Raw genomic sequence first — 17,836 nt, forward strand, 5'->3', positions numbered from 1 at the left:
ATTTAAAAATATCTGCACTGGGATAGATGCGGAGGTAAATATAGCTTTTTAATACTTAAAAATATCGGGGTGGCGATGGTGAGATTGCCGTCTATATTTCTGGCAGTAAGGTGCGCGTTGCACACCCTACAGGATCTGGGTAAGGCGCGCCACGCGCACCCTATGTTAACTACTTTTTCGCCTTTGGATAACGCTTCATCCAACCAAGCCAGAACGGAGGGCGAGAACGGCCGCCTGAGTGCGATCGTCAGCGCACAACTTGTTTAAAATATTGCGGACGTGAGTCTTGACCGTACCGACAGTAATGTAAAGCTTTTCGGCGATCGCAGCATTGCTGTAACCCTGCACGATCAGTTCCAAAACTTCTAATTCTCGCTCGGTTAAAGGGTAAGTTTCAATGATGTGAGTGAACTCGGGTTCGGCAGCCTTAATTGTGACTCTTTTGCCCTCAACCTTCGGTTCTTCCGGGGCAGACTCCTTGGTGCGAGCTTGTTTCAGAACAATGCGGGCGATCGCCGGATCGATCCAAGAGTTACCTTCGTGAGTTACTTTTACCACATCTAACAACTGATCGAAGCTGATATCTTTCATACAGTAAGAGTCAGCTCCGGCGGCAAAAGCTGCCAGCACTTCTTCTTCATTGTCCTGAAAAGTCAGAATCAAAATTTTGGTATCAGGATCGGACTCCGCTACCGATTTTTTGAACTTTTGTGTAAGTTCAATACCGTCAAAATCTGGCAAACCAATGTCTACAATTGCCACATCAGGCTTTGAAGATTGAAGCAGTTTCAATCCGTCTGTAGCGTTAGCTGCATCGCCGACAACTTCTATCGTGTCACGCTGTTGTAAAGCTGTGCGGATGCCGACTCTTGTCAGATCGTGGTCTTCTATCAATGCAACGCGAATTTTACTCATGTTTCTTCCAATAGTCCCCTAAACTTTTAAAATATCGTCCACTGACTCAGCCAAACTGAGTAAATTTGAGAATGTGTGCTGATTTAGAGTTTGACAAGCCGCACATCTTGTTTAAGCATACTCATGCAGTCGCCAAGAATGCAAGTTAATTTTTAAGTTATTTTGCTGCGATCGCCAGCTTGCGCCCGATCGCGGGACGGTTCAACAGTTGACCGCGGACTGTTGACTGGGGACTGTTACCTCGTACTCGATCGCTAAGAGATGGTCAGCGAGGGAAATTAATTTTTCCTTTCTCTCTCCAAAGGGAGGCTTTAAACCCATTATTTTGCTGGTAAGCTCTCAATGTTTTTAACAGTTTAACTGAATTATGCCATTGTCCGCCCCTTGATAGAGGTAAAGATAACACTACTCAGATACATTTAAACTATAAAAACTTTTGATGCTTTCGGGCAATCAAAATAAATAAAGCTAGTAGCGCGATTCTTGAGTCGATGTTAGGGCTCGAGTTGAGTGCTTATTGATAAAAACCAGTTATGACTCACTATCACGGCAATAACTCTTTTCGCTCCGAGTTTTCCGACACGGAAGTGTTACACAAAATATCAGAAATAACTTCCCCCCAACGGCAAGTTTGGGACTGCAAAACTCAGGACGATCGCCTGCGATCGGCAATTCCTCACATAGTTTGGAAAGTAAATGCGAAGGGCTGGGCGACTTATTTAGGTCATGGCTGGGAGGAGTATACGGGGGTACCGGCAGCAGCAGCCTTGGGTTTCGGCTATTTAGCGCGCGTTCACCCAGAAGACCGTCCTCGTCTGTTGGCCCGATCCTCTTCGTTGGCGCAGCCCCCGCAGGGGCGGGCTTCGCTAACGCACACTCCTCAAACCCAGTCGCCAAGTTACGAAATAAAATTTCGTCTGTTGGCGCGCTGCGGCACTTACCGCTGGAACCTAGCCAGAGGAGCGCCCGCGAACCCAGAAAGTCACGATATTTTAGAGTGGGTGGGAACCTACACAGATATGGACGCGATCGAACCAACTCAAGCCGGGACAAAAGCAGAACCAGAATTTTTGGGCCCCCAAGCGTGCTCGCAAGCTAACTTCCGAGCAGAAAATTTGTGCGAAAACAAGACGCTAACGCAGGTGGGGCAAGATTTGCAGGCGATCGAGCGGTTTACAAATTTGTTAAGCCAGCGCGCGGGTAACTTGTCGGAATTGTTACAAGCAATCGCAGACGCTACTTTAGAGGCGATCGCCGGAGCTGAATTTTGCCTGGTAGCGCTCCCCGACTGCGATTGCAGCGGCCTCAAGCTCACCGCTGTCGGAGGCTCCCAAAGCTTTGAGAAAGGCAAAACCCCGCAGGTGCAAAACAACCTGCTGTTGAAAGCGTTTGCGACGGGAGAGTCGCAACTGTGCTACTCTGACTGCGACTCGGGATTCCCGGCGGCGACAATCGCTGCGGCGATCGAGTCGGGAGAAAGTGGGCGTTTGGGCGTGTTGGCGATCGGCACCGGGAAAGAGTGCGCGGCAATTGAGGGATCTGTGCAACTGCTGGCGGTAATGGGAAAACAAGCTGCGATCGCGATTAACAACGCGCGGGCGATCGAAAAATTAAAAAAGCAAGAACAGCTTTTAGAGTTGCAAAACGAGCTATTAATTCGCCAGCAGGAAGAACTGGAAAATCAGGGCCGGCGCATTCAACAGCAAAAATTGCAATTGCTAGAAGCAGCGAAGTTAAAATCCCAATTTTTGGGCACCATGTCCCACGAATTGCTAACTCCCATGAATTCGATTATCGGCTTTTCTCAATTGCTGCTGCGCCAGCACAAACAACTGCTGACAGAGCCGCAAACAAAGATGGTATCGCGGATTTTAAATAACGGCAAAAACCTGCTAACCCTGATTAACGATATCCTCGAACTCTCCAAAATTGAGAGTTGCCGCACAGAATTAGAAATAGAAGAATTTAATTTAGCGCACTTAGTAATGGATGCCGCTCGGGAATTTGGAACTCAAGCCACCGAAAAGAATGTAGCAATGTCTGTTAGCGTCTGCTTGCAGGAGCGGTTGATAGTTAATGACAAGTGGCGGCTGCGGCAAATTTTGGTTAACCTAATTTCCAACGCGATTAAATTCACGCATCAGGGCTGCATTTCGATTGAGGTGCGGGAATTAAATGGCGATCGGCTAAGTATCACAGTTCGGGATACAGGAATCGGCATCTGTGAAACTGATATGCCCAAAATTTTTGACAAATTCCGCCAAGCTGACCAAACCACAGCCCGCGCTTATCCAGGTACCGGTTTAGGATTAGCGATTTGTACTTCTTTAGTTCAGATGATGGACGGCACAATTGCCGCAGAAAGTCAACTAGAACAAGGTTCGACATTTACGATCGAAATTCCGCGAAAAATTCACGCTCAACTATAAAAAAATGCAGGCAATAAAAGGAAGAAGGAAGTCCGGTTAGATCCTTTTTGATAGCATCAAAATTATGTAGTGCTGTCCCCGAATAGCGATCGATTTCGCTATTCGGGGACAGCACTCTTAAGGATGCAAATATACAATTCTGATGCTACCGATTTGGATATTGGCGATCGTATTATGTGCGATCGATTACCAAAAAAAAATGCTTCTGGATTGCGGAATGCGATTCCGCAATCCAGGAGCGGACTCCCATTCCGCACTGCAAACTAACCTATCTGTGCGGTTAATCGATCGGACAGGATTCTGCGTTTAGCTCGAAGCGGTTTTAACAACCGACTAAAGACTAGAAGTTTTCCCAACTTCAGCCTGAGTAGCAATTGGTTTAACATCGGTGTGGCCCATATTATTAGCTACATCGCGCAGCACCGAAATTTGCTGTTCAAAATCAAGACCTTCAATGTCACCCAACACGCCATTGACAGCCTCAGTTGCCTCATATCCTTCGGGGATATCGACAATTTTGTCCCCCATACCAACCGCCCAAGCATACCAAACCACCAACTGATTGTTAGCAGTTAAAGCTCCGTAATCGCGAGAATAAGGCGTGTCATCGCGGTTGACAATAGCTCGCATTATATTCAGTTGTTCGTCATCAGAAAGGTTGTAAAAATCACCTAGCAGCACGGGAGCTAATTCTGGCTCTGCGGCTTGGGGAGCTGCTGGTGTAATTGAATCTCCCATTTCTTCATAAATAAAGTAGAGCAGCGCCAGTTTTTCATCTGTACCCAACCCGTTGATTTTCTGAACTATCTTTTGAGTGTCGTTGGAGAGAGAGTGAGAATTGGTTTCGGCGGGTGAGTTCATAAATAAGTTCCTTAAAAATGCTTCCAGAATATATAAATATCAAGATTTGTAAGTACAAGTCACCATCCTCTAGAGGTAATGTGATTTAAGATTTGAGATTTTTGATTTGAGATTTTTGATTAGCAAATGACTGATTTTATAAGGGTTTGGGGTACGGGCTGGCGGTTAGATGAGTTTTTTATACGGGCGTAATGTTTAGCCACCAGTAGTCAAAAGTCATCCTTAAGATAGAAGCCACCGATACATCTGCAGATAGATGAAAAGGCTGCGAAATTAATTTATTATTTAAATATTGAATTCTTAAATAAAACTAGCAAGGAGTCCGATATGTCTGAAGTCAGTAAAGAAGCAAATAACTCTCAAACATTTGACGCTCAGCAAATAACTGAAAATGTGGAAGCTGGAGAACAAAAGTTGCAGAATGTTGATGTATCGGCAGACTACGAAGCTTCCAAAGAATTCAGCGTTAGTGAAGTCGATCGCACAAGTGCAGGTGCCAAAGCTGCCGCCGCTGCAACTAAGCCTCAATTTGATGTTCCCGCTCCTAAAGATATCCCAACATCGGCAAATTCAAGCAGCAAGCCCGATGATTTTCGGGCGATGGCTAAGGAAGTTAAGCCTGCTGGTACACCGGGGAATGTTACCGACGATTTGGTAGAGAAGGCGATCGATCGCGGTACTCCTGGCAGTTAATTGAGAAATTCTCAATCCTCGACACATAATATCAATTCCAGTTGCACTCAAACATGATGTTAACTGTTAACTGTTAACTGTTAACTGTTAGCTGTTAACAGTCAACTGTTAACCGTTAACAGTGAATTTAGTATTCCGATGAAGAGAGGATTTGATATAATACCAATTTCATAAAGTAGCGCTAGATATTAGCCCCCCCATACTTTGGGGGGGCTAAGACTTCATCAGCACATCTTTAGAAAAATGTTATACCTATGAAGTTTTAAGTGTCGCTAATTGCTTGATTTTAAGTCGATCGCCCGATAAATCTTGCTCACAGTGCGATCGTCCAAAATTTCTATTACCAAGTCTACCCGATCGCCCTCCAGCATCGACTGCATAAATAACTCAGGATGCAGCGCTTTCCAGAAATATTCAACAAACCGATTAATTTCGGCTTCCGACATTCCCGACTTACCCACCGCCATCATTTCCTGTTCCGCCTGATTCCGCCACACTTGAGAAAGGCGGTAATCTCGGGGATACAAAACCATCAACCGATCTAATCGGTTCCACAGCGGCAAATAGTCGTGCAGCTTCGCATTCATATCGCGCGCAAACTGACAGTCAGCCTCTGTAGAAATCGGAAACGGCGCAGTTGCTAAAAACTCGTTCAATGTGGCATCAGCGACTGGATTCACGCCGACAAACCAACCTTCAAACAGTACAATATCTGCACCGGAAATAATTTCGGGTTGAGTTCTGTCTCCCCCACCACCCCAGGCGGATTTGTCAAACCTGGGAATTTCTATATTTTTAATTATATCTGTTTTCGGGAAATCGAATTTTAGATTGTCAACTGCTGTTAATTCGCTAGTTTCTGAACCGCATAACTTGTCTAAAACTGCGATTCCCAAGTCAATATCGTGAGTTCCGGGGGGGCCGCGCCAAATTAAACGCGGGTCTGCTTTTTGGAGTTGTTGGCGATCGGCATAAGTCTTGTAAAGGTCGTCTAAAGAAATGCTGACCGTAGAATATCCCATTTTTCCCAGAATCACCTTCAAAACTTGACATAAAGTCGTTTTCCCGGTTCCTTGACTGCCTAAAATGCCTTGAATTAGAGGACGGTTGAAACTTTGTTTTTCAGTAGATAATTGGATTGCTAGCGGCAGCCAAAGATTCCACAAAGTTTCGAGAAAAATAGTTGACTTTTGAGGGAAAGTATGCAGTTCGTCAAGCAGAGCAAAGAATAAATCGGCTTTGTGACGGACAACATCGGCTGCTGAGTCGGGAGTAATGTTAAAAGCGCGCGCTCGCGCCTCATCCGCAAGTTCCCAAACTGCCAGCAATTCTAACTCGCGGGTGCCGATCTTCCTGAGCGGGCGATCGCCAGTTATCCATGCTTCTAAAATTTCTACAGGATTTAAGTTCGATCGATCCATCTGCTTAAAAATATCGGGCGGACACTCGAAAGCAAGGCCTCTAAAACTCAATACTTGTTAAGAACCAAGCTTAAAAGCCTCCACAAATAAATTATAAGTAACACCAATTTTCAAAGCTTGCAGCAGTTCCACCCATAAATAACGAGTTCCTTGCCGCCGCCAGCCATAAAGCAGCAGGCTCACCAATTCCGTCCACAATACCAACAGCGCGGCGGCGATAATATCCCAATCAGCGGATTGTCCGGCGATCGTCGAAAGAGCAGTTCCCAAAAAAGTGCCGAACAGCAAGCTAATGAGCAAAAGCGAAATCCGCCGCCAAGGATTGCTCGCCCAGCGTGCGAATTGCTCGCCCAGAACGTCAAGCAATCTGTTAATTCGGGTATTCTGCATAATAGTAGTTAAAATTTATACTGATGAGTGAAAAAATGCGGGTCGAGAGCGACTTCAAATGTTTACCGGGTGTGTCGGCCCCCATCTAAAATTTAAAATTTAACATTTAAGATGGTATTGAGCGATCGCCACGACTACATTAGCTTTCGCGATCGAAAGTCAAGCCCTCCTCTTTGCTAGCAAAGACGATCGCTCTGAACAGTCAAGTAATTAAGCGTATCTGTATCTTGTGGCACAGCAGCCCCAGGTTCTAGATGAAAAATAGTTATGACTAATTGCAGGTGTGCGTCTATATCTTTAAGCATAAAACTTATGAAACTTAAAATTTACCAGATTTTAATTGGATTGTCGATCGTCCTAATGACAGGAATCTTTCTAGGAAGGTTTGAAATCACGATCTCCAACGGTGCAAATCAGTCCAGCGAGCTGCCGAACGCAGCCACAGCACTCCCCCCAATACCCCCCGTGTCCCCAGTCACCACAGCTTCGGCAGACACCGCCAACGAGCCAGAACCCGACTCAATAGCAGCGCCCCGAGAGTCAGAGGAATTAGTTGCCTCAATCCCTGCAAATGTTAAAGCCGCCGGCATTCTGCGCGTCAGCAACCGCAGCGAACACCCAGTGCGAGTAGCGCTGCTGTCGAAAGGCAAAGCCGAGAAATCCTACGGGAAACCGGCACACTGGGATTTTGCGCCGGGGGAAGGAGGCGACAAGGGACTAATGCTATCGCTGCCGGATGGCAAGTTACAAGTCAAATGGGGAGACATTGTGGTGGTTTTTGCTCAAGATGGTTCCCGCCGCTACTGGGGGCCTTACGTTGCCGGGGAGACAGCCTCGCCCGCTTGGAACAGCACAGCGGAGGAATGGCAATTAATTTTGCAGCCTTGAAGGAAGAAGGAAGAAGGAAGAAGGAAGAAGGAAGAAGGAAGAAGGAAGATGCAAAAAGGAAGGAGGAAGTCGGAGGAAGACATACACAGCCAGCTTTGTCGCGAGCCATATTTGATATTTCATTAGGTGGATTTACTTAGCTGCGGCCGGAGATTTTGGTTGAGAAACCGGGTTGCTCAGCTATTGTTGAGAACGGTGCAAGATTTGAGTTGAACCGGATTCGATCGAGTTTCGAGTTTCGAGAATGCGAATCTTTCGGTAGACTCTCTATGCGAGCTAAAATTTAAAATCTAAAATCGCAGGAAGTTTGGGTGAAGGAAGTTATTAAAAATTTGTCAGAGTTTAGGAATCGCCCTATCGCGCCTTTGTTGCTGTCGCTGTTGTGGCTGGGCGCGATCGGCTTCGTAGCTTTTTTGTGGAATCTTGGCAACATTGGCTTAGTTGACGAAACCGAACCGCTGTTTGCCGAAGCCGCCCGTCAAATGACGGTGACAGGGGATTGGATCACTCCTTATTTCAACGGCGAAACCAGGTTTGACAAGCCACCGTTGATTTACTGGCTGATGGCGGTGGCTTACCGCACTTTGGGAGTTAACGAGTGGGCTGTACGTCTGCCGTCGGCTTTGTGCGCGATCGCCCTTACTTGTCTCGGATTCTATACCCTATCGAAAACAGAAGGAAGTTCGGCAACGCATTCTGTAGCGGATGTAGCGGATGTAACAAATGTAACGGATGTAACAAATGTAACGGAGAAGTCCGAGGGAATATTTTCCCCCTCTCCCCCTCTCTCCCCCTCTCCCCCACTCCCCCTCTCTCCCCCTCCCCCCCTCTTTCTTTCTACTCCTTGGATTGGTGCTGCTTTAATAGCTTTAAATCCCCAAACTATTGCCTGGGGGCGGACTGGCGTTTCAGATATGCTGTTAGTCGGCTGTATGTGTTCGGCACTTCTGGCATTTTTCCTCGGTTACACCTTAGAAGAAAAAAGAGAAAAAGCAGAATTTTCCACAGTTTCTGCATCGGTATTTCCCAATAAGTGGTATCTGACTTTTTACGTACTAATTGCCCTAGCAATTCTGGCTAAGGGGCCTGTGGGAATTGTCATACCAGCGCTGATTATTGGTAGCTTCGGGCTTTATTTGGGAAATTTTCGGCAACTTTGGCGCGAAATGCGTCCGGTGTCTGGAATCTTGATTATTCTGGCGATCGCCCTGCCTTGGTTCGTTCGGGTTATTTTAGCCAACGGTCAAACTTATATTGACAGCTTTTTCGGCTATCACAATTTCCAGCGTTTTACTGGAGTAGTCAACAAGCACTCAGCGCCTTGGTATTTTTACTTTTTTGTAGTGCTGCTTGGTTTTGCACCTTGGTCGATTTATTTGCCGGTGGCGATCGCCCGCACCCGTTTTTGGCAGCGCAGTTACTGGCGCCGTCAACCGCGAAGAGATCAATTAAGTTTATTTGCCCTATTTTGGTTCGGCTGTATCTTTGGCTTTTTCACGATCGCCGTCACCAAATTACCCAGTTACGTATTGCCATTACTGCCGGCCGCTGCCATTTTGGTAACGCTGCTGTGGAGCGATATTATTGCAGGTAACGAACCCAAAAACAGGCCGGGAAAGTTAGAAAAAAAACCGAATTCTTTACCGCGAGGGCTGTTAGTCACATACATTTTCAATGTTGTATTTTTACTAATTGTAGCCGGAGCAACTTTCTACTGTTACCACTGGCTGGGAGACGATCCGGCAATGCCCAATTTTCCGCAAGCACTTCAGCAGTCGGGATTGCTGATTGTGGGCGGTGCGATTTGGATAACTGCTGCAGTGGCGATCGCACTTTTACTCTGGAAGCGGAAACAGCGCTGGATTTTGGTTGCCAACTTCATCGGCTTAGTAGCATTTATCATCTTTGGTCTCACTCCCGTCTACAATTTGGTCGATCTCAACCGCCAGTTACCTCTAAGACAGTTGGCGCAGGTTGTTGTCCAACAAAAACTGCCGGGGGAAGAGTTTATTATGGTTGGTTTCTGGAAACCGAGTCTGGTTTTTTATACCGAAGAACCCGTGACTTACTACCGATCTCTCAAAGGGGCGCTTGATTACCTTAAGGACTCTAAAAACCCAACTTCTCCCTCTATTTTGTTGCTGGGATATCCAGAAAAATTTGTGCAATTAGGATTGCAGCCAAATCAATATCAATTGTTGGACAGTCGCGGCGCGTACCAACTCGCTAGGGTTCCGAGAACAGCATTTCGATAGCGCATTGTATTGCGAGTGCGGTGAGCAGATTTATATGATATTTTGCAGGGCAATCCCTCGTGGTTGCCCGTGAATCGGTAGATGGTGCGTCTAGGACTGTAAAAGCTATAATCTACTCAATACCTAAAACCCGAAGCTCGGCGCCTATAATGGTTTCAATTCTCAACAAACCCTCCTCGTTAATCCATGAAATTTGCATTGAAAAAGTCGATCGGTGGAAGTTGTTCAAATTTAGTGAATCGCTCCAACAGCGCAGGTCACAATTGTTAGAGAAGAAGAAGGCAGATCGACTAATGGCAGAAGAGGCAGCGGAACTCGACGCTATTGGGGAATTAGATCGTATCTTTACCCATATCAATGCAATGATGGCGGCTCAAGATGTCAGAAAGGGAACGATCGCTCATAATTAAGGGTAGTTTAACAGCATTCCAAGATCGTGTTCGGACTACGCTCAACTTGCCTGAAACAAGCAATAATGGATAGGATGCCATTTTAATTGTAAAAGCGTGGTAGCCATGACTGAGTTACTTGAACGTGCGATCGCCAAGTTGAAAACATTGTCTGCTAGCGAGCAAGATGCCCTCGCTTCAATGATTCTGGAAGAACTTGAAGACGAGAGGCGCTGGGATCAAGCATTCTCCCGTTCCCCAGATGCTCTTGCTAAACTAGCAGCTACCGCAATGGCTGAGTATCGTGCAGGCAAAACCCAAGAACTCGATCCAGAAACATTGTGAAGTCAAGCACTACAACCGAGTTCCGTAGATTATTTGCTGATTTACCCGAACAAGTTCAACAGCAGACACGGGGGGCGTATCGCCAGTTCAAGGAAGACCCAAGTCATCCAAGCCTGCGTTTCAAGAAGGTGCATCCTGACTTACCAATCTACTCAGCCCGAATTAGTAAAAACTATCGAGCAGTTGGTCAGTTGGATGGAGACACTGTAATCTGGTTTTGGGTTGGTTCGCACACAGACTACGATAGATTGCTAGGGCAGTTGTAGCAGTGTCTGCAGCCCGCCAACATCATCTAGAAAAGTGTATTTAGACAGGTGGAAGATTATGATTCCAATCAAGGAAGCTCAAAAGCAGTTGCAGCAGTTGATCGATTCGGTAAGTGAGTCGCATCAACCGATCGTGATCGCAGGACAGACTAGCAATGCAGTGTTATTATCTGAATCTGACTGGGCATCGGTACAGGAAACATTATATCTACTGTCAGTACCGGGAATGCGGGAATCGATTAGAGAAGGAATGGCAACACCAATTGAAGAGTGCGATCGCCCTTGAGACTGGTAACTAGGCCGACCATACGTGCCATAATCAGCCATATTATTTGATGTGCGATCGCCTGAAACTATGGATGCGCTAATCGGCAAAACTTTACAGGGTGGAAAGTACACCCTCGAACAAGAACTGGGACGCGGCGGCTTTGGGATTACTTTCAGGGCAAATCACCGCTATTTAGGACAGCCTGTAGTCATTAAAACCCTCAACGAATCTCTGCGCCAGCAACCCAATTTTGCTGAGTTCGATCGCAAGTTTCAAGACGAAGCGAGGCGGTTGGCTTCCTGCATCCATCCGAATATTGTCCGCGTCAGCGACTTCTTTGTCGAAGACGGGCAGCCCTACATGGTAATGGACTACATAGCCGGTCAGAATTTGGCCGAGGTAGTCGGTGGAAACAATCCGCTGCCAGAAAATCTAGCAATTCTCTACATAACTCAAATTGGCGCTGCTTTGAAAGCAGTGCATCAAAAAGGCTTGCTACACCGAGATATCAAGCCCCAAAATATCCTCCTGCGCCAAAATACCCAAGAAGTCGTGCTGATCGATTTCGGCATTGCCCGCGAGTTTACAGCAGGTGCAACCCAAAATCACACTAATATGGTGTCCGACGGCTACGCGCCGCCAGAACAGTATTTCGCCCAAGGAAAATATACCCCCGCCACAGATGTTTACGGTCTGGCCGCGACGCTTTATACTCTGCTCACAGCACAAGTGCCAGTGGCTGCAATTTTGCGTACCAGCCAGCCGATGCCTTCACCCCGCGACTTGCGGCCTCAAGTGAGTCCTGCTGTCAGTCAAGCTGTGATGCGGGGGATGACGGTAGAAGCTCAAAATCGCCCTGCTAGCGTGGATGAGTGGCTGGGTCTGCTGCGCGGGCTGGGTGCAGGGTCGGACACCGGGCCGACGGTGGCGGTGATGCCGGGACATGGCGCTCAGTCGCCTGCAAATGTGAGAACAGCGCCTGCTGTGGTGTCTTCTGGGGGCAGCAATCGCAAGATTTGGTGGATTTTGGGGTTTGTGGCGATCGCCCTGTTAGTTGCAGGTTTGGTCGGTGTTGCGAGGGTTTTCCTCAACCGGCAACCTTCCGAACCCGCACCCGTAGCGAAGGACGATCGCACTTCGGCCCCTGCAGATCCAGACGCGCGATCAAGTCCCGCACCAATTCCCACTTCCACGCCCGCACCGGTTCCGACTCCCAGAGAAACTCCGCCGCCTGCTGCGGAAACTCCAACACCTTTCTCGCCTTCTCCAACACCCGCCCCTTCTCCAACACCCGCCCCTTCTCCAACACCTTTCTCGCCTTCTCCAGAGGCTGTCGAACCCACACCAACAGAAAAACTTGTTGATAAAGAGTTGCCGCCCGATCGATCGCCCGCACCCAGCGACCAACCGACAACCAGCAATCGGAGGAATCCCGCAATCCCCGGATATGCCGTTGGTACGCCGGAAAGTCAGATTTTAGCGGAATTGGGACAACCCACGGACTCTCAAGGCCGGGGCTATTGGCCCAATACTCGCACCGCACTTTACGAAATATTGCCGAACCGAATTACTCTCGGCTACATTTACGATCGCGATTCCGACAAATTAGTGCAAACAGAGGGTTCTTTTGCCCCGTCGGTGGACGATTTGGTAGTCAAAACCGCCTTAAACGGGATGGTGGGCGGCGCAAGCCGGGAGATTTTGCAGGGGTTCCGAGATGTGCAGCAGCGCCGGACTAATCGGTTTTCTTTTAGGAAGGGTTCGCTCTCAGGTACGATCGAACGCAACGAGCGCGATCGGATTTACATCGGCGTTTGGGACGAAAATTTGCATTAATCCAGGACGATCGACCTAAGTTCGGTGCGTCAGACTGAAATTATCTGCGTCAATCAGTGTTTATCCGCCTGAAATCTGCGGTGAATGTATCGATCGACCACTTGTGCAAAATCCCCAATCCAAAATCCCCAATCCAAAATCTTCAATCCAAAATCGATTGACGTTAAACAAAATATTCGCTATGATAAGAGAACACGAGGGGCTGTAATGGTTTCGACAGGGTGGCGAAAGCTGCTCCGTGATGCAGGTCGAGAGGGAGTCTACTCTCGCTAATATCGGCTCAAACAAAATAGTAAATGCGAACAACATCGTTCCTTTCGCTCGCAAAGCCGTAGCTGTAGCCTAAAAACTTCTTGAGCTTGGTTTAGAGTGTATGCAGCTTAACTCCGTTAACAGCAGCATAACAACCCCCAACGGATGCCCTAGCTAAACGTTTCTAGTCGTCTAGCCGGGAAAGCAATCACTAGAAAATCCCCCCATTTGGGATAAAGATGGTTCCCGCCCCAAGGATTAGAGGGGATAAACCTGTGAACGATCGGAAGGTAAATACCCATTTTGGACGGCAGTTCGATTCTGCCCAGTTCCATCGCAAAGGTGACGTAAAATCAATGGTTTAAGCCATTTGAAAGGCACTTTACAACATTAAAAGGGCCCAGAGTTAACTCTGGGCCCTTTTGTTTGGGCTATATCTCGCTCATAGGACTAAACAACCACGGGTAGTCCAGAAACCGGGTTTTTGCCAAAATACTTCGTTACAGATGGCAGAAACGCATAAAAACCCGGTTTCTTTGGTATTTATGCGTCTAGCACTAAACAGCCACGGGCAGTCAGCCAACAGCCAACAGCCAACACCCAACAGTCAACAGTCAACAGTCAACCATCAACCATAAGTTACCGCTCATTAGCCAACCTGGGATCTCAGATAATTAGAACTTTACCCCGTCCGTGCGTTCTGCGGGGCTGTCGGGCGATATACTTATAGGCGGTAAAGCATTAAAAATCTTTACAAAGACCCGCTCCCTAAGCCTGCTCCTACGAAGGACTGGTGAAAAATTATATGGCGATCGCTCATTGATCTGGAAACATGAACCCAGGAATTGACTTACAAGGAAGTTTCGTAGAAGCCCTGATCGATTTGGGCTTACCGGCGGACATCGCCCAAGTGCTTTGGCTACCTTTGCCGATGGTACTGATGGTTGTCGGTGCTGTATTCGGGGTACTGACAAGCGTCTGGCTGGAACGGAAAATTTCCGCCGCCGCTCAACAGCGGATCGGCCCCGAATTTATCGGCCCTCTGGGAGTCCTAGCACCCGTTGCCGACGGGCTGAAGTTGGTATTCAAAGAAGACATTGTACCGGCAAAAGCTGACGCGCTGCTGTTCACGCTCGGGCCGGTGATTGTCGTGATTCCAGTGTTTTTGTCCTACTTGATCGTGCCCTTCGGAGAGCATATGCTGATCGCCGACATGGGGACAGCAATATTTCTGTGGATTGCTCTTTCTAGCATTCAGCCGATCGGCTTACTGATGTCGGGCTATGCTTCTAACAACAAATACGCCCTCCTCGGCGGACTCAGAGCAGCCGCTCAATCCCTCAGCTACGAAATTCCCCTAGCTTTGGCAGTATTGGCAGTGGTGATGATGTCCAACAGCCTCAGTACGATCGACATCGTACAGCAACAAGCCGGCTACGGCATCATCGGCTGGAACGTCTGGCGACAACCCGCCGGTTTCCTAATTTTCTGGATCGCAGCCCTCGCAGAATGCGAACGGTTGCCCTTCGACTTGCCGGAAGCAGAAGAAGAATTGGTAGCAGGATATCAGACTGAGTACACAGGCATGAAATTTGCTCTGTACTACATCGCTTCCTACGTTAACCTCGTCCTTTCTTGCCTGCTAGTAGCAGTTTTGTATCTCGGCGGTTGGGAATCTCCCATTCCTGTCGGAGTCCTCACCAATGCCCTGGGATTGAGCGAAACGACCCCTTGGTTGCAGGTACTTACTGGCTTGCTGGGCATTACAATGACCATGCTGAAAGCCTACTTTTTCCTGTTTCTGGCAATTCTGCTGCGCTGGACTCTGCCACGAGTTCGGATCGACCAATTGCTCAATTTGGGATGGAAGTTTTTGCTTCCCGTTGCTTTAGTTAATTTGCTATTAACCGCAGCTTTGAAGCTTGCCTTTCCCTTTGCTTTTGGCGGTTAATTGATAATAGGTAAAAGGCAATAGCTAACACAAATTAGCTGTTAACCAATTACCTGTTATCAATTAGTAATTACCAAAAACTCAAGTACAGAGAGAGAACACAATGCTAAAATTCCTCAATCAAGTAGGCGAATACGCCAAAGAAACTCTTCAAGCTGCCAAGTATATCGGTCAAGGGCTATCTGTTACTTTTGACCACATGAGACGTCGGCCGATTACGGTGCAGTATCCTTACGAAAAACTAATTCCTTCGGAACGTTTCCGGGGCAGAATTCATTTTGAATTTGACAAGTGCATCTCCTGCGAAGTCTGCGTTAGGGTGTGTCCGATCAATTTACCTGTGGTGGATTGGGAATTTAACAAAGAAACTAAGAAGAAACAGCTCAAGCACTACAGTATCGATTTCGGCGTGTGTATCTTCTGCGGAAACTGCGTAGAATATTGTCCGACTAATTGTTTGTCGATGACAGAAGAATACGAGTTGGCCGCTTACGAGCGTCACGAGTTGAATTATGATAACGTGGCTCTCGGACGTTTGCCCTACAAGGTTACAGATGATCCGATGGTGACACCCATGCGGGAATTTGCTTATTTGCCTAAAGGTGCGATCGACCCCCACGAAGTTTCCTACACCGATCGTCGCGCAGGTCTCCGTCCAGAGGAAATTGTCGAAAAGTAGGTAATGGGGCATGGGGCATGGGGCATGGGGCATTGCGGGAATAGTTAGTAGTTAGCGGTTAGTGGTTACTTGTTAGTAGTTTTTCAAATAACAAATAACAAATAACAAATGCCCAATCCCTCCGCTTCGCTCCGCCCAATCCCTCCGCTTCGCTCCGCCCAATTACCAATTAGCTATTAGCAACTAACAGAGGATTAAAAATTGTGAATCTAGCCGAAGGGGTTCAACTTGTTTCATTTGGCATACTCTCTGTAATGATGATTGCAGGAGCATTAGGAGTAGTTTTATTCTCCAACATCGTTTACTCAGCATTCTTGCTGTGTGGAGTATTTACCAGCATTGCGGGTTTGTACCTGTTGCTGAATGCTGATTTTGTAGCAGCAGCGCAAGTATTGATTTATGTTGGCGCAGTTAACGTCTTAATTTTGTTCGCCATCATGTTGGTAAACAAACGAGAAGACTTCCGCGTAATTTCCAACGCTTGGGTGCGTCAAGTAGCAACGGCAGTGGTTTGTGCTGGTTTGTTTGCGCTTTTGGGTACGATGGTAGTGTCTACTCCTTGGGCGATCGTGCCGATAACAGGATCACCGGCTGAAAGTTCGATTGTAACGATCGCCAAACACTTCTTCACAGACTACTTGCTACCTTTTGAATTAGCCTCACTGTTTTTGTTGATGGCAATGGTAGGAGCAATTGTCTTAGCCCGCCGCGATTTCTTTGCAGATGAACTGTCAAGCAAACAATCAGAAACACCAGCTTTCAGCTTGCCAGAACGGCCGCGCGAGTTAGTTTCAGCAGGTGATGTTTCTTCACCCGAAACAAAGTAATTCTAGGGTGTTTGTGGCGCACCTAATTTTGCGTAGGGTGCGCCACAAGCACCTCATGGATTTATGCAAGAAGTCCGATCTGTCTGTTTTGTAGTAATTTTAACTGAAAGCAACTCAAAAAATTTATGCAACTGCAACTCCAGTATTTCCTTTTATTAGCTGCTGCACTTTTCTGCATTGGGATTTACGGTTTAATTACCAGCCGAAATGCAGTGCGGGTGTTGATGTCGATCGAATTGATGCTAAACGCAGTCAATCTCAACCTGATGGGTTTTTCCAACTATCTTGACCCCGTACAGATTAAAGGTCAAGTATTTACGGTGTTTGTACTCACGGTAGCGGCTGCTGAGGCTGCAGTCGGTTTGGCGATCGTCTTGGCGATTTACCGCAACCGCAACACCGTAGACATGGAAGAGTTTAATTTGCTGAAGTGGTAATTAGTCATTAGTCATTAGTCATTAGTCATTAGTGACAAACTGATGCAGATTATACTCGTTACCAGGCTCTAGCCTGGTAACGCCTACCCGGAGGCTCTGCCTCCCTTTCTCCAAACGAGGCAAAGCCTCTGGATCTACATTCCTTTCGCTAGAGCCTGGGAAGCCGTGAATTAATCAATAGTCATGAGTCATCAGTCATTAGTGACAAACTAATGCAGATCAAAGACTGATGACTAGAGACTAAGGACTAAGGACTAATAACTAATGACTTCTAGTAATTTCCAGAGTAATTCTGCCGCCAAAGTCAGGAATCGGAGCGGCCGGTTTGGAGAGTTGGAGCTTAACTTTTTCGACTAAAGGTAGTTCTAAAAGCTCTTGGACGATCGCATCTGCTAGCTTTTCTATCAATAAAAACTTAGAGTTTTTGACAAGCTGTTGGATCAGAGTAATTGCACTTCGATAATCGAGAGTCTGTTCAATATTATCGCTTTTGCCGGCGGGCGATAAATCTAGCCAGAGAGTGACATCCACTTCAAACCACTGGCCCAATACTTGCTCTTCAGGTAAATAGCCCGTGTAGCCGTAGCAGCGAATTCCTGTAAGTTGAATACAATCCATTGTGAAAAAAACTAAAAGTGCGTTGCCTAACCAATTTGTATTAAACCAGATAAAGTTCTCTTTCTCTTCCCTCTCTTTTTTTGCCCTTTTCCTTCTCCCTCTGCGCTCTTTGCGCC

The 17,836-nt window shown here is 47.2% G+C and carries 20 protein-coding genes and 1 other RNA gene; 16 read left to right on the forward strand and 5 right to left on the reverse strand.

Features of this window, described 5'->3' with window-relative positions; translation table 11 throughout:
- Positions 1-195: 195 nt before the first annotated feature.
- Complete coding sequence (locus tag QUB13_RS01000; protein WP_333090073.1) at positions 196-915, reverse strand: response regulator transcription factor; 720 nt, start codon at positions 913-915, stop codon at positions 196-198.
- 533 nt (positions 916-1,448) lie between these two features.
- On the opposite strand from QUB13_RS01000, the gene QUB13_RS01005 reads away from it, so the two are divergent.
- Positions 1,449-3,344, forward strand: a complete 1,896-nt coding sequence (locus tag QUB13_RS01005) for a sensor histidine kinase (RefSeq protein ID WP_333377898.1) — start codon at positions 1,449-1,451, stop codon at positions 3,342-3,344.
- A 333-nt stretch (positions 3,345-3,677) separates the two neighbouring features.
- Here the strand turns inward: QUB13_RS01005 and QUB13_RS01010 are convergent, their stop codons facing one another.
- Positions 3,678-4,205 (reverse strand): orange carotenoid protein N-terminal domain-containing protein, encoded by a 528-nt coding sequence (locus QUB13_RS01010; RefSeq protein WP_333377901.1) that lies wholly within the window; start codon positions 4,203-4,205, stop codon positions 3,678-3,680.
- Positions 4,206-4,532: 327 nt separating this feature from the next.
- On the opposite strand from QUB13_RS01010, the gene QUB13_RS01015 reads away from it, so the two are divergent.
- The gene (locus QUB13_RS01015; protein ID WP_333377903.1) at positions 4,533-4,898 is read left to right on the forward strand and encodes a hypothetical protein; all 366 of its coding nucleotides are present in this window, start codon (positions 4,533-4,535) and stop codon (positions 4,896-4,898) included.
- Positions 4,899-5,170: 272 nt separating this feature from the next.
- Here the strand turns inward: QUB13_RS01015 and QUB13_RS01020 are convergent, their stop codons facing one another.
- Together QUB13_RS01020 and QUB13_RS01025 are read right to left on the reverse strand one after the other, a co-directional pair.
- Positions 5,171-6,319 carry a glycerate kinase gene (locus QUB13_RS01020; protein WP_333377906.1) on the reverse strand — a complete coding sequence of 383 codons (1,149 nt, stop codon included), beginning with the start codon at positions 6,317-6,319 and terminating at the stop codon, positions 5,171-5,173.
- Between the two features lie 57 nt (positions 6,320-6,376).
- Positions 6,377-6,709, reverse strand: a complete 333-nt coding sequence (locus QUB13_RS01025) for a DUF565 domain-containing protein (protein ID WP_333377908.1) — start codon at positions 6,707-6,709, stop codon at positions 6,377-6,379.
- Between the two features lie 312 nt (positions 6,710-7,021).
- On the opposite strand from QUB13_RS01025, the gene QUB13_RS01030 reads away from it, so the two are divergent.
- From QUB13_RS01030 to nuoK, 14 genes are all read left to right on the forward strand, one after another.
- Positions 7,022-7,597 (forward strand): hypothetical protein, encoded by a 576-nt coding sequence (locus QUB13_RS01030; protein ID WP_333377911.1) that lies wholly within the window; start codon positions 7,022-7,024, stop codon positions 7,595-7,597.
- On the forward strand, positions 7,573-7,737 hold the full coding sequence (locus QUB13_RS01035) for a hypothetical protein (protein WP_333377914.1): 165 nt from the start codon (positions 7,573-7,575) through the stop codon (positions 7,735-7,737). The genes QUB13_RS01030 and QUB13_RS01035 overlap by 25 nt, the downstream gene beginning before the upstream one ends.
- A 171-nt stretch (positions 7,738-7,908) precedes the next feature.
- Entirely contained in the window at positions 7,909-9,852 is a 1,944-nt protein-coding gene (locus QUB13_RS01040; protein WP_333377917.1) for an ArnT family glycosyltransferase, read from the forward strand.
- A gap of 149 nt (positions 9,853-10,001) precedes the next feature.
- Positions 10,002-10,262 (forward strand): hypothetical protein, encoded by a 261-nt coding sequence (locus QUB13_RS01045; protein WP_333377920.1) that lies wholly within the window; start codon positions 10,002-10,004, stop codon positions 10,260-10,262.
- A 105-nt stretch (positions 10,263-10,367) separates the two neighbouring features.
- Positions 10,368-10,586 carry a hypothetical protein gene (locus QUB13_RS01050; RefSeq protein WP_242716725.1) on the forward strand — a complete coding sequence of 73 codons (219 nt, stop codon included), beginning with the start codon at positions 10,368-10,370 and terminating at the stop codon, positions 10,584-10,586.
- Positions 10,583-10,852, forward strand: coding sequence for a ParE family toxin-like protein (locus tag QUB13_RS01055; RefSeq protein WP_333377925.1), 270 nt, complete (start codon positions 10,583-10,585; stop codon positions 10,850-10,852). The genes QUB13_RS01050 and QUB13_RS01055 overlap by 4 nt, the downstream gene beginning before the upstream one ends.
- A 58-nt stretch (positions 10,853-10,910) precedes the next feature.
- Positions 10,911-11,138, forward strand: a complete 228-nt coding sequence (locus QUB13_RS01060; protein ID WP_333377928.1) for a type II toxin-antitoxin system Phd/YefM family antitoxin — start codon at positions 10,911-10,913, stop codon at positions 11,136-11,138.
- Between the two features lie 69 nt (positions 11,139-11,207).
- Complete coding sequence (locus QUB13_RS01065) at positions 11,208-12,956, forward strand: serine/threonine protein kinase (protein ID WP_333377932.1); 1,749 nt, start codon at positions 11,208-11,210, stop codon at positions 12,954-12,956.
- A 198-nt stretch (positions 12,957-13,154) separates the two neighbouring features.
- Positions 13,155-13,545, forward strand: a transfer-messenger RNA (tmRNA) gene (gene ssrA / locus QUB13_RS01070).
- Between the two features lie 169 nt (positions 13,546-13,714).
- A complete protein-coding gene (locus tag QUB13_RS01075) occupies positions 13,715-13,846 on the forward strand; it encodes a hypothetical protein (RefSeq protein ID WP_333377936.1) in 132 nt (43 codons plus the stop codon).
- Between the two features lie 194 nt (positions 13,847-14,040).
- On the forward strand, positions 14,041-15,159 hold the full coding sequence (gene nuoH / locus QUB13_RS01080; RefSeq protein ID WP_333377940.1) for an NADH-quinone oxidoreductase subunit NuoH: 1,119 nt from the start codon (positions 14,041-14,043) through the stop codon (positions 15,157-15,159).
- Positions 15,160-15,262: 103 nt separating this feature from the next.
- The gene (gene ndhI / locus QUB13_RS01085) at positions 15,263-15,838 is read left to right on the forward strand and encodes an NAD(P)H-quinone oxidoreductase subunit I (RefSeq protein WP_265239374.1); all 576 of its coding nucleotides are present in this window, start codon (positions 15,263-15,265) and stop codon (positions 15,836-15,838) included.
- A 203-nt stretch (positions 15,839-16,041) separates the two neighbouring features.
- Complete coding sequence (locus QUB13_RS01090) at positions 16,042-16,665, forward strand: NADH-quinone oxidoreductase subunit J (protein ID WP_333377942.1); 624 nt, start codon at positions 16,042-16,044, stop codon at positions 16,663-16,665.
- Positions 16,666-16,796: 131 nt separating this feature from the next.
- Complete coding sequence (gene nuoK, locus QUB13_RS01095; protein ID WP_228050326.1) at positions 16,797-17,102, forward strand: NADH-quinone oxidoreductase subunit NuoK; 306 nt, start codon at positions 16,797-16,799, stop codon at positions 17,100-17,102.
- Positions 17,103-17,363: 261 nt separating this feature from the next.
- Here the strand turns inward: nuoK and folB are convergent, their stop codons facing one another.
- On the reverse strand, positions 17,364-17,720 hold the full coding sequence (gene folB / locus QUB13_RS01100) for a dihydroneopterin aldolase (protein ID WP_333377946.1): 357 nt from the start codon (positions 17,718-17,720) through the stop codon (positions 17,364-17,366).
- Positions 17,721-17,836 lie beyond the last annotated feature (116 nt).

The organism is Microcoleus sp. B4-D4 (assembly GCF_036705185.1).
Taxonomy (GTDB): domain Bacteria; phylum Cyanobacteriota; class Cyanobacteriia; order Cyanobacteriales; family Microcoleaceae; genus Microcoleus.